The 11,587-nt window shown below is 72.1% G+C and carries 10 protein-coding genes; 4 read left to right on the forward strand and 6 right to left on the reverse strand.

Going from position 1 to position 11,587, the window contains the following annotated elements:
- The first annotated feature begins 392 nt into the window (after positions 1 to 392).
- The 3 genes from rsmG (at position 393) to LX15_RS31605 (ending at position 3,090) form a co-directional block, all read left to right on the forward strand.
- Complete coding sequence (gene rsmG, locus LX15_RS31595) at positions 393 to 1,085, forward strand: 16S rRNA (guanine(527)-N(7))-methyltransferase RsmG (RefSeq protein WP_372502835.1); 693 nt, start codon at positions 393 to 395, stop codon at positions 1,083 to 1,085.
- A 110-nt stretch (positions 1,086 to 1,195) separates the two neighbouring features.
- Positions 1,196 to 2,110, forward strand: a complete 915-nt coding sequence (locus LX15_RS31600; RefSeq protein WP_253674800.1) for a ParA family protein — start codon at positions 1,196 to 1,198, stop codon at positions 2,108 to 2,110.
- Positions 2,107 to 3,090, forward strand: a complete 984-nt coding sequence (locus LX15_RS31605; protein WP_253674802.1) for a ParB/RepB/Spo0J family partition protein — start codon at positions 2,107 to 2,109, stop codon at positions 3,088 to 3,090. The genes LX15_RS31600 and LX15_RS31605 overlap by 4 nt, the downstream gene beginning before the upstream one ends.
- 566 nt (positions 3,091 to 3,656) lie before the next feature.
- Here LX15_RS31605 and LX15_RS31610 read toward each other — a convergent pair.
- Positions 3,657 to 4,613 carry a D-alanine--D-alanine ligase family protein gene (locus LX15_RS31610; protein WP_253674804.1) on the reverse strand — a complete coding sequence of 319 codons (957 nt, stop codon included), beginning with the start codon at positions 4,611 to 4,613 and terminating at the stop codon, positions 3,657 to 3,659.
- Between the two features lie 92 nt (positions 4,614 to 4,705).
- Entirely contained in the window at positions 4,706 to 6,058 is a 1,353-nt protein-coding gene (locus LX15_RS31615; RefSeq protein WP_253674806.1) for an aminotransferase-like domain-containing protein, read from the reverse strand.
- Positions 6,059 to 6,229: 171 nt separating this feature from the next.
- Between LX15_RS31615 and LX15_RS31620 the strand changes: the two genes are divergently transcribed.
- Positions 6,230 to 6,856 carry a GNAT family N-acetyltransferase gene (locus LX15_RS31620; protein ID WP_253674808.1) on the forward strand — a complete coding sequence of 209 codons (627 nt, stop codon included), beginning with the start codon at positions 6,230 to 6,232 and terminating at the stop codon, positions 6,854 to 6,856.
- Between the two features lie 270 nt (positions 6,857 to 7,126).
- Here the strand turns inward: LX15_RS31620 and LX15_RS31625 are convergent, their stop codons facing one another.
- The 4 genes from LX15_RS31625 to sigM all read right to left on the reverse strand — a co-directional run bounded on the left by LX15_RS31625 (position 7,127) and on the right by sigM (position 11,392).
- Entirely contained in the window at positions 7,127 to 8,278 is a 1,152-nt protein-coding gene (locus tag LX15_RS31625) for an N-acetylmuramoyl-L-alanine amidase (protein WP_253674810.1), read from the reverse strand.
- 355 nt (positions 8,279 to 8,633) lie between these two features.
- Complete coding sequence (gene trxB / locus LX15_RS31630) at positions 8,634 to 9,632, reverse strand: thioredoxin-disulfide reductase (protein WP_253674812.1); 999 nt, start codon at positions 9,630 to 9,632, stop codon at positions 8,634 to 8,636.
- Between the two features lie 315 nt (positions 9,633 to 9,947).
- Positions 9,948 to 10,787 (reverse strand): RsmA family anti-sigma factor, encoded by an 840-nt coding sequence (locus LX15_RS31635; protein WP_253674814.1) that lies wholly within the window; start codon positions 10,785 to 10,787, stop codon positions 9,948 to 9,950.
- Positions 10,784 to 11,392 carry an RNA polymerase sigma factor SigM gene (sigM, locus tag LX15_RS31640; RefSeq protein WP_253674816.1) on the reverse strand — a complete coding sequence of 203 codons (609 nt, stop codon included), beginning with the start codon at positions 11,390 to 11,392 and terminating at the stop codon, positions 10,784 to 10,786. Before sigM ends, LX15_RS31635 begins: the two co-directional genes overlap by 4 nt.
- Positions 11,393 to 11,587: the final 195 nt, after the last annotated feature.

The following is an 11,587-nucleotide window of genomic DNA, read 5'->3' on the forward strand; positions in this document are numbered from 1 at the left end:
CGGTGCGGTGCGGTCCGGTGCGGTGCGGGTGGACGCTCTGGTGTCGCTCCGCTGATCTTCCGACATGCCCTTGGCGAGCTTCTGGGACTGGAGTGGAGGCCGACGGGCATCCCTGTCGCTCCACCACATCTCTTTGTCGCCTTGTCTCTCCAGGGTGGGGAAGGCATGCCCGGAGGCGGGAACCGCGGTGGCTCGCGGGCTCGTCACTCGGTGGGGGTTGGCGAAGCGTCGGTGTGACGCGACTGGCATTCTTTGGGCGCGCCGCTCGTCTGGCGATCACGCCGTCTGGGCGCGACAGGGCGGAGACCCGGTCGCGTTTCACGTGAAACGACGCGTTCCACGGACACCAGGATGCGGGCGGGGTGTGTTTCACGGGAAACAAGCGGACGGGGATGACGAGCGTGACCGATCTGGCCAATCCACCCGAGGGCGCCGAGCGGGTGTTCGGGGACCGGCTGCCGCTGGCGATCCGGTTCGCCCAGCTCCTCGCGGAGCACGGGGTCGTGCGCGGACTGATCGGTCCCCGGGAGGTCGACCGGATCTGGGACCGCCACGTGCTGAACTCCGCCGTCGTGTCGGAGTTGCTTCCCGAGGGCTGGCGGGTGATCGACGTAGGCTCTGGGGCGGGCCTGCCCGGCATCCCGTTGGCGATCGCGCGACCGGATCTCGAGGTCGTCCTGCTGGAACCGATGGCGCGCCGGGTGGCCTGGTTGCAGGACGCCGCGCGGGAGCTGGACCTGCCGGTGTCGATCGTGCGGGGACGCGCCGAGGAGGCCGCTGTGCGGGACCGGCTGGCGGGCAGCGACGCCACCACCGCGCGCGCCGTGGCCCCGTTGGCGCGACTCGCCGAATGGTCGCTGCCGCTCGTGCGGCCCGGTGGGCTGATGGTGGCCCTCAAGGGAGCGAGCGCGGCCGAGGAGATCACCAGGGACGCCGTCGCCGTGCGGAAGGCCGGCGGCGTGCGCTGTGAGCTCGTGTCCTGTGGCGCCGAGGTGCTCGACGTGCCAACGACGGTGGTCGTGGTCGAGCGGGGCGACGTGGCACGAGGTCGTGACGGCGGACGGCGGAGACGGAAGGATCGGTGAGCGTGTACCGGGAGTCGCAGCCAGAGACCGCAGCGGCGCGTGTTTCACGTGGAACAGCGCCGAAACCGACCCCCACCGAGCATCGACGCCGCGCGTCCCGTGCTGGCGAGGTGCTCCGCCCGACCACCCAGCACACCCCCGAGGAGAGCGCCGTGTGGACGCCGATCGCCGAGGAAGCCGAGCGGGCAACCCGTGTCCTGCACCCCCATTCGCTGCGACTCCCCCGTCCGACACGTCGACGCGTCATCACGGTGGCGAACCAGAAGGGCGGCGTCGGCAAGACCACGACCACGGTCAACCTCGCCGCCGGCCTCGCCCTGCACGGTCTGAAGGTGCTCGTGATCGACCTCGACCCCCAGGGCAACGCGAGCACGGCCCTCGGGGTGGACCACCGCTCCGGGACGCCGTCGGTGTACGAGGTGCTCATCGGTGAGCTCTCGCTGGCCGAGGCCGCCGCGGTGAGCAACCAGACGCCCAACCTGCTGTGCGTGCCGGCGACCATCGACCTCGCCGGCGCGGAGATCGAACTCGTGTCGATGGTCGCCCGCGAGTCGCGGTTGAAGGAGGCGCTGACCAGCGAGGCGCTCGACCAGATCAACCCGGACTACGTCTTCATCGACTGCCCGCCGTCGCTCGGCCTGCTCACGGTGAACGCGATGGTGGCCGCGCAGGAGGTGCTGATCCCGATCCAGTGCGAGTACTACGCGCTGGAGGGGCTCAGCCAGCTCCTGCGGAACATCGAGCTGGTGCAGAGCCACCTCAATCCGGTGCTCAACGTCTCGACGATCCTGCTCACCATGTACGACGGCCGGACGAAGCTGGCCGACCAGGTGACCAGCGAGGTCCGCGGCCACTTCGGCGACCTGGTGCTGCGCACCGTGATCCCGCGGAGCGTGAAGGTCTCCGAGGCGCCCGGCTTCGGGCAGACGGTGCTGACCTACGACCCGGGGTCGCGTGGGGCGATGAGCTACCTCGACGCGGCTCGTGAACTGGCTGAGCGCGGTGCGCGGGAGGAGATGTCATGAGCGAGCGCAAGGGGGGACTTGGTCGAGGGCTGGCCGCCCTGATCCCGAGCGGGCCGCCGGCGGGCGGTTCGGCGGTGCTGGGCGGTCCCCGGACGCCGAGAGAGCCGGCCGTCGGCCCGACCACGCCCGCCGGGCCAAACGGGCACGGGCAGCCGGAGGCCCGGGTGGCCGGCGCGGTCTACCGCGAGGTGCCGATCGGCTCCATCCAGCCGAACCCGAAGCAGCCGCGCCAGGTGTTCGACGAGGAGGCGCTCGCCGAGTTGGAGCACTCGGTGCGCGAGTTCGGCCTCATGCAGCCGATCGTGGTGCGCGAGCTCGGCCGGGACTCCTATGAGCTGGTGATGGGCGAGCGTCGGTGGCGGGCCAGCCAGCGCGCCGGGCTGGAGCGCATCCCGGCGATCGTGCGGCAGACCGCGGACGACGCGATGCTGCGGGACGCCCTGCTGGAGAACATCCACCGGGTGCAGCTCAACCCGCTGGAGGAGGCGGCGGCCTACCAGCAGTTGCTGGAGGAGTTCGAGGTGACGCACGAGGAGCTGGCCAGCCGCATCGGGCGGAGCCGGCCGGTCATCACGAACACCATCCGGTTGCTGAAGCTGCCGCTTCCGGTCCAGCGTCGTGTGGCGGCGGGTGTGCTTTCCGCCGGGCACGCCAGGGCGCTGTTGGGGCTGGAGGAGCCGGGCGCCCAGGAGGAGCTCGCCGCGAGGATCGTGGCCGAGGGGTTGTCGGTGCGGGCGACGGAGGAGGCGGTGGTCCTCGCCAAGCGGGAACAGCCGGCGAAGCCGAAGCCCGCCGCGCGTCGCCCCATGCAGGCCCCAGGGATCCAGGACCTGGCCGAGAAGTTGTCGGACACCTTCGACACCCGGGTCAAGGTCGAGCTGGGTCGGCGCAAGGGACGGATCGTCGTGGAGTTCGGCTCCGTCGACGACCTGGAACGCATCGTGCAGATGATGACGCCCAGGAGCGCCGAACGAGCGTGACGAAGCGGGTACTTCCCAGTCCACCCAGTTTCGTCACGGTGACGATCTCAACCGGGGTGGGGCGCTCTTTCCCGGAGCGTCCCACCCCGCGACGCGTTCAGACCCCGAGCCTCATCGTGCCCACTCCACCCGTGGGCGCTCGCTAGCGATCACACAACTGTCACGGCCGCACACGCGCCTCTCGATCGCCATCTGCCTCGCGGCACGTTCTGACCCATGAGAGTTCCGGCCACGCGCCGACGGGCGACTGGGCGTCGCATCCACAACTGGTTTCGACGGGGCCACCGAAGCTCCACGTCCTCGGCAAGCGATGTTTCACGGGAAACAATGCGCCTCGCGCACGACGAGGGCCACACTTCCCAGTCCCACATCTCCCCAGGACAGCCCCCACCCGCCCTGGGGGGCGAGCCCTGCTCCAGCCTATCGGCTCCGCCCACCGCCCGGAGGAGGAAGCTCCTCCCCTGTGGACGAATTCGGGTGACTGTGGATAACTCCGCCTCGGCAGCACCACCGGCGGCCGGAAGGCCCGGCCCCGCTCATGAAGCCAGGAGGTAGCCAGGCAGAACTCAGGAGCGAGAAGCCCGGGTGATCGCCCGCTCGACCAGTCCCGCGTAGACCTCGCCCAGCGACGTGCCGGCGGCCTCGAACGCCATGGGCAACAACGAGGTCTCGGTGAGCCCCGGCGAGACGTTGACCTCCAGGAAGTGCGCCTGGCCGTTCGGGGTGACGATCGCGTCGGTCCGGGAGACGTCGCGCAGCCCCAACAGGCGGTGGGCGGCGACAGCCAGCTCCCCCACCGCCCGTGCCGTCCCCTCGTCGAGCCGGGCCGGCGCGTGGTAGGTCGTCGGGCCGGCGACATACCGGGCCTCGTAGTCGTAGACCCCACTCTCCGGCACGATCTCCACGGCGGGCAGCGCGCGGGGCCCGTTCTCGTCCTCGACGACCGCGACGGCCACCTCGACACCCTCGACGAGCCGTTCCACCAGCACCGTGTCGCCGTAGGACAGACAGCCCACCATCGCGGCCGGCAGCTCGCCCGCGTCGCGGACGACATGCGCGCCCAACGCGGATCCGCCCTGGTCGGGCTTGAGCATCAACGGCAGGCCCATCCGCGCCACCAGGGCGTCGAGGACCGCCCGCGCGCCCAGCTCCCGGAACGTCGTGTGCGGCAGGACCACCCAGTCCGGCGTGGACAACCCGACGCGGTCCAGTTCGGCCTTGGCGGTGGGCTTGTCCCACGCCCGCCGACAGGCGCGCGGGTCCGTGCCCACGTAAGGGACGCCCACGATGTCCAACACGGACTGGACCGCCCCGTTCTCCCCCTCGCCGCCGTGCAGGGCGATCACCACGGCATCCGGTCGCTCCGCACGGAGCCGCTCCAGGAGATGGCTGTCGGCGTCCCATTCCGCCACCGTCATCCCGTGCGCGCGGAGTGCGGCCGACAGGCGGCGGCCCGACCGCAGCGACACCTCACGTTCGTGCGACAGCCCACCGGCGAGCACGGCGACGAAACGATCGGACACTGACATTCCTCCTGGTGCCAACCGACGTCCTCAGCACACGCCGGACGCGCGCGCCAGGACTCGACGAGAACGGGCCGCTGGGCCTCAGCCGCTCACGCGGTGTCCGGCGAGGGCGAGTGCGGCCCGGTGAGCCCCGGGCGCTGCTCCGAACCCCGTGCGCCGAAGGTGTCGAGCAGCTCCAGTTCGCCTTCGAGCACCGAGGCCAGCCGCCGCACACCCTCCCGGATGCGCTCGGGCGTCGGGTAGCAGTAGGACAGCCGCATCTGCCGCGAGCCCAACCCGTCCGCGTAGAAGGCGGTGCCCGGGACGTAGGCGACGCGCTGGGTCACCGCACGCGGCAACATGGCCTTCGTGTCCACGCCCTCCGGCACGGTCAGCCAGACGTAGAAGCCACCTTCCGGCCTCGTCCACCGGCACCCGGCCGGCAGGTGCTGGTCCAACGCGGACAACATCGCGTCGCGCCGCTCGCGGTAGGCGGCCCGGAACTGCTTCACCTGTCCCCGCCAGTCGTAGCGGGACAGGAAACGCGACACCACGGCCTGGGTGAACGCCGGAGGGCACAGGGTGGCCGACTCGGCGGCCAGGACCAGCTTCTCCCGCACCGCGTGCGGAGCCAGCGCCCAGCCCACCCGCAGGCCGGACGCGAACGTCTTCGAGAACGAGCCCAGGTACACCACGTTGTCCTGCTCGACCGAGCGCAGCGCGGGGTAGGTCTGGTCGGAGAACCCCAGCAGGCCGTACGGGTTGTCCTCCACCACCAGGACACCGTGCTCGGCGCAGATCTCCAGCACCTCGCTCCGTCGGGCCACGGCGAGCGTGACCCCGGCGGGGTTGTGGAAGTTCGGGATCGTGTAGAGGAACTTGACCCGCCGGCCCCGGGCGGCGAGCGCGCCGAGCGCCTGGCGCAGCGCCTCCGGCACCAGGCCGTGGTCATCCATCTCGACGTGCACGACCTCGGCCTGGTAGGCGGAGAAGGTGCTCAACGCGCCCACGTAGGACGGCGCCTCGGCCAGCACGACGTCGCCGGGGTCGCAGAACACCCTGGTGACCATGTCCAGGGCCATCTGCGAGCCGACGGTGACCACGACGTCGTCCGGGTGGGCCGAGATGCCCTCCAGCGCCATGACCTCGCAGATCTGCTCCCGCAGCGTCGGCAGGCCCTGGGCGGAGCCGTACTGGAGGACCGTCTGCCCCTCGGCGGCCACGAGGCGCGCCACGTCCTCGGCGAGCGCGTCGAGCGGCAGCGCCGCCAGGTTGGGCATGCCCCCGGCCAACGAGACCACCTCGGGCCGGCTGGCGACCGCGAACAGCGCCCGAACCTCCGAGGCCCGCATCCCCTCCGCCCGGCGCGCGTAGCGCCCCAGATGGGGGTCCAGGCTGCGGCCCGAGGGGCCGGAGCCGCCCGGGTTTTGTTGGCGGGCGGGCTGCGCTCCGGGTAGGTTCATGGTGGCGCTCCGAGCGTCGGTCCTCCGTCAGGACGGTTTCCGGTTCCGGCTGATCGGCCGAGTGTACGGGGCGTGGCCGAACCGGGCGGGAGACCTTCCGGCGAAGCTCACACCCGCCCATTCTTGATGGGCGTCCGTCTCGGGCGGACGCCGCGGTCCGCGGGAGGTCAGGTGTCGCGACGCGTCAGTGGCGTCACGCTGGACAACCTCGACCACCTTCCCCGACGGTGTCGGGGCTGTGTGTTCTGGGAGCTCGCCCCCCACCTGAGGGAACAGGCGGAGGAGTTCGGGCAGACCGAACTCGAGAAGGAGGCCTGGGTCTCCAGCGTCCTGCTGGAGTGGGGTTCCTGCGGTCGCATCGTCTACACCGACGGCGTACCCGCCGGCTACGCGCTCTACGCGCCCCCGGCCGCCGTTCCCCGGTCCTCGGCGTTTCCCACAGCCCCGGTGAGCCCGGACGCCGTCCTGCTGACCGCGCTCCGCGTGCTGCCCGAGTTCGAGGGCGGCGGTCTCGGCCGGGTGCTGGTCCAGGCCGTGGCCAAGGACCTGACGCGGCGCGGCGTGAAGGCGATCGAGGCGTTCGGCAACGCCAGGGTCGACGCGGAGACGACCTGCGTGATCCCCTCGGACTTCCTGCTCAGGGTCGGCTTCAAGACGGTGCGCCCGCACCCGCGCTGGCCCCGGTTGCGGCTGGAGCTGCGCACGGCGTTGTCCTGGAAGGAGGACGTGGAGGCGGCGTTGGAGCGCCTGCTCGGCTCCGTCTCCATCGGCCAGGTGACGCCGGCCCTGCCCCGGTGAACGACAAGGCGATTTGTCGACAAATCAGCGAAGCGTCTGTTCCACCCAGCCCTCGACGAGGGCAGGCCCCGAGTCGCACTCCCCTGGTTCGCGGGTTCGTGGCCGCTGGATGCCACGAGACGCGAGCTTCCGTTCGCCTCGGTCCCCGGACCTTCCTCGGATCTCCGCGCCCGCCAGCGGCCCTGTCAACCCCGACGAACCGTGGACTCCCTGTCGCGCGTCCTGTGACAGGTCCGCGACAAGGAGTCCACGCCGTTGCTGGCGGCCTGCTCAGCCCTCAGCCTTCGCCAGCTCGTACTTCAGCAGGTCCTCGAAGGTGAACGTGCCGGTCGGCTGGTCGTCCTTGCCGAGCAGGTAGAGCCGCTTCACCGCGACCAGGATGCCCTCGGCCACGATGTCCCGGAAGGTCGGGTCGAGCAGACGCCGCCGGTCATCGGGATTGGTCAGGTACCCGACCTCGACCCGGACCGCCGGGCACCGGGTCAGGCGCAGCGTGTCCCAGGTCTTCGGGTGGGTGCGGCAGTCCAACATGCCCGTGCGGGCCACCAGCTCCCGCTGGATGAACCCGGCCAGCGCCTCCCCCACCGTGGACGTCGGGCCGTTGCCCGTGCCGAAGTGGAACGTCGCGACACCCTGCGCCAGACCCGACGGGTTGGCGTCCACATGGAGCGACAGGAACAGGTCCGCTCCGGCGTTGTTGGCGAACTGGGCGCGCTCGGCCTCGGCCGGGCACACGTCAGGGCCGCGTGAGAGCAGGGCCTCCATGCCCGTGGCCACCATCCGGCCCTCCAGCCGGCGGGCCAGGTCCCACATCAGGTCGGCCTCGGAGGCGCCGGCGACCAGCACGCCCCGGTCCCGGCCGCCGTGGCCGGCGTCGATGACGATGCGCTTGCCCCGCAGCCGAGGGCCGGCCATCCGCACCCGCTCCTGCTCGCGCAGGAAGACGGGGCGTCCGCCCCGCACCTTCGGCGCGAGCTGCCGCAGCGCCCGCAGGGTCGCCGGGCCGCACATGCCGTCCACGCCCAGGCCGTAGTCGCGCTGGAAGCTCCGCAGCGCCAGCTCGGTCTGCTTGCCGAACACCCCGTCGGGCCGGCCCGCGTCGTAGCCCAGCTCCAGCAGCCGCTCCTGGAGCGCGAAGACGTCGTCACCGGTGATCGGCTGGGACACCAGGTAGGCGAGGTTGCGGTCGCCCAGGCGCCACCGGGCCCCGGCCAGGGCGTTGTAGGTGGCCGGACCGACGATCCCGTCGGTGATCATGCCCCGCTGCTGCTGGAACGCCCGCACCGCCTGCTCGGTGGCGAGGTCGAACACCGCGGGTCCGTGGTGGTGCCCGTTGGTCGGCGGGAGCAGCCCCAGCGACACGAGAGTGGCCCTGATCTCGGCAACGGCCGGGCCGGTGTCACCGCGGCGGAGCAGCTGCATGCACCCCTCGCTCGTCATCGGGCGCCGGCGGGAGCCGGCGCGGAACGTGCCGTCCTATTGTGCCCTGCCGCCGCGAGCGGCCCCTCCGGGGCTACGGGTTGCGGTCACTTGGCCACGCAGGTGTACCCAGTGGGGTTACCGCGAGCAGGGCTGACCGCCCATCCCACTACAGGACGCGGAGACCGGTGGGGACGTTGCCCGCCGTCAGGGGACCCCGTCCCGGCGTCGGCCACTTCGGTGAAGACGGCAGAGGAGACGGCTGGTGAACCCGGTGGCCGGCAGGCGCGCTCAGCCGAGCTGTGGGCGGACGCTGGTGCCGGCGCCGCGCCGGCACCAGCGTCCCCTGGTCACTGGATCACTGGAGAGCCGCGGCCTCGGTGGTGGCGGTGTGCGCGTACCCGCCGCCGACCTGGTCCGTGGAGACCGGGTGCTCGGCCAGCCAGCGCTCGGCGTCGATCGCGGCGGAGCAGCCGGAGCCGGCGGCCGTGATCGCCTGCCGGTAGTTCCGATCCACCAGGTCGCCGGCCGCGAACACACCCGGCAGGTTCGTGCGCGTGCTCGGGTGCTCGACCCGCACGTAACCCTCGGCGTCGGTGTCCACCTGGCCCCGCACCAGCTCGCTGCGCGGGTCGTGGCCGATCGCGACGAACAGGCCGGTCACGTCGAGGGTCGACTCCTGGCCGGACTCGGTGTCGCGCACCTTCACGCCGGACACGGTGCCGTCGCCCAGGACCTCGGTGACCACGGTGTTCGTCACCCAACGGATCTTCTCGTTGGCCCGCGCGCGCTCCAGCATGATCCGGGAGGCGCGGAAGTCGTCCCTGCGGTGGACGATCGTGACCGAGCGGGCGAAGCGGGTCAGGAAGGTGGCCTCCTCCATCGCCGAGTCACCGCCGCCGACGACCGCGATGTCCTGGTCCCGGAAGAAGAAGCCGTCGCAGGTCGCGCAGGCCGACACACCGCGCCCGAGCAGCTCCTGCTCGCCGGGGACGTGCAGGTACCGCGCGGCGGCGCCCATCGCGAGGATGACCGCGCGCGCCCGGTACTCGACGCCGTTCGCCGTCACCTTCTTGACCGGGCCGGCCAGGTCGAACTCCTCGACGTCCTCGGCGCGCAGCTCCGCGCCGAACCGCTCCGCCTGGGCCCGCATCTGCTCCATGAGCTCCGGGCCCATGATCCCCTCGCGGAAGCCCGGGTAGTTCTCCACCTCGGTGGTGGTCATCAGCGCGCCGCCGTACTGGGTGCCCTCGAACACCAGCGGGCGCAGTTGAGCTCGGGCGGCGTACACCGCAGCGGTGTAGCCGGCCGGGCCCGAGCCCACCACGATCAGGTCCCGGATCTCGCCAGTCACCATCGGCCCTTCCGTCTCGTCGCCGCCGAGGCGGCTGTTCGGGCGCCGCCGGCCGACCTGGGGCGAATCGTCCGAGGTGAACGACCGGGCGCACCTGCCTTCAACACGATCGTAGGCACGGCTGTTCCGCCCACGAGTCGGTGACACAGGCCACAGGCCGGATGAGCAGGGGCTTCGCCGAGGCCGTCGAGACGATCCGTGTCGGATCTCGAACCTGCCAACCGACGGCGCGGCCGGTGCGCCCAGACCTGCCCAGACCTGCCCAGCCGACGACGGCGCGGTCCCCGGCAGTGGAAAACGCCGGGGACCGCGGCGGGCTCAGCGACCGATGGTGTTGTCCGAGAGGATCTGCGACTTCGAAGCGCCGCAGTCCGGGCCGAGCACCACCAGGCGGAACTTGGTGTACCCGCCGCCCGGCAGCACCACGACCACGCCGGACCTGCCGTCCAGTTGCACCTCGCGCACTCCCAGCGGCTCGCCGGCGTTGGTGATCCCCCCGGCCGCGAGGCACGCCTTGATCCGCTCGGGGTTCTCCAGCGGTCCGTAGTCCTTGGCGCCCATGACGGCGGACAGCGGAGCACTGCCGCTCTGGAGTTCGCTCTGGGACAGCGCCAACGGCGGTTGCGCGCCACCGGTCGCGGTGCCGGTGCTCGTGGACTGGGCCCGCGGCGCACCGCCGGTCTTGTCGGCGCCGGGCAGGGTCACGAAGACGATGCCGAGCACGGCGGCGGCCGCGGCGAGGACTCCCGCGCCCCAGCCCATGCGGCGGTTCCGCCGCCGGCGGGCCTCGGCGATGTCGACCACGGGCGCGACCGGGCCGGTGACGGGGCGTTCGGTCACAGGCGGCGGGGTGGGCAGCGGCGTGGGCGGAACGGAGGGCCCACCGGCCATCGCCCTGGCCTCGGCGGCCAGCGCCGCCTCGATCCGGGCCGCCACGTCCGCCGGCATGGGTGTCGGCGGCAGGTCCGCGAGGGCCGCCAGGTCGTCCACGGTGGCGTCCAGCGCGGCCAGCACGGCGCGCGCCTCCGGATCAGCCTCGACCTGGGGCCGCAGCCGGTCCGCCAGCTCGGCGTCCAGCGCGCCGGCGTGCAGGTCGGCGAGGAGGTCGAGTGACCACGGCGGGCCACCCGGCGTCCCCGGCCGCTCGTTGCCGGTCATCGTCCCTCCCGTCGACGCATGCTCACTGCGTCATCTGGGACGTTCGCAACTGCATCGGGGTTCCGCAGGTGTCCCAGGAGTTTGGCGAGCTTGGCCCTGCCACGTGCGCAGCGGCTCTTCACGGTGCCCTCGGCGACGCCGAGGAGTTGGGCGGTCTCGGCCACCGAGTACCCCTCGACGTCCACCAGGACGATGGCGGAACGCTGCTCCTCGGGGAGCTCCGCCAACGCGTCGTGGACGGCGAGCCGGGTCTCCCGTTCGGCGATGGCGTCGCGGGAGACGGCCGGCTCACCGGGTCCGGTCTCGGGCAACGGCACGGTCGGGCGGCTCTGGCGGCGTCGGACCCGGTCCAGGCAGGCGTTCACCACGATCCGGTGCAGCCATGTCGTCACCTGGGACTCGGCCCGGAACGACGAGGCGGCGCGGAAGGCGGAGATGAACGCCTCCTGCAGGGCGTCCGCGGCCTCCTCGGGGTCGCGGAGCGTGCGCAGGGCCACCGCCCACATGCGGTCTCGGTGGCGGCGCACCAGCTCGGAGAACGCGTGCGGATCGCCGGCGGCATGTGCCGCGATGAGGTCGGCGTCCGAACTGGCGGCGGCTGTCACGCGCGAGAGGATATCCACAATCACGTGGACCACATGAGCCACACCTGTCCGTGACGGACCGGGCCGGTCGACGACGCGTCGTCCTCCCCCGCCCCGCCCTCACCCTCCCTCAGGTCAGCCCCCACCCGCCCTGGGGGGCGAGCCCTGCTCCAGCCTATCGGTCCGTCACCCAGCGTCCAAGGCCATCACGCTGTG

Origin of the sequence: Streptoalloteichus tenebrarius (assembly GCF_024171885.1) — a bacterium.
GTDB lineage: Bacteria > Actinomycetota > Actinomycetes > Mycobacteriales > Pseudonocardiaceae > Streptoalloteichus > Streptoalloteichus tenebrarius.

Coding starts and splice junctions, on each gene's coding strand:
- LX15_RS31625 (WP_253674810.1), bottom strand. CDS start 8,278: ATGCAGCTGCTCCGCCGCGGTGACACCGGCCCGGCCGTTGCCGAGATC.
- LX15_RS31615 (WP_253674806.1), bottom strand. CDS start 6,058: ATGAACCTACCCGGAGCGCAGCCCGCCCGCCAACAAAACCCGGGCGGC.
- rsmG (WP_372502835.1), top strand. CDS start 393: ATGACGAGCGTGACCGATCTGGCCAATCCACCCGAGGGCGCCGAGCGG.
- LX15_RS31605 (WP_253674802.1), top strand. CDS start 2,107: ATGAGCGAGCGCAAGGGGGGACTTGGTCGAGGGCTGGCCGCCCTGATC.
- LX15_RS31635 (WP_253674814.1), bottom strand. CDS start 10,787: ATGACCGGCAACGAGCGGCCGGGGACGCCGGGTGGCCCGCCGTGGTCA.
- trxB (WP_253674812.1), bottom strand. CDS start 9,632: ATGGTGACTGGCGAGATCCGGGACCTGATCGTGGTGGGCTCGGGCCCG.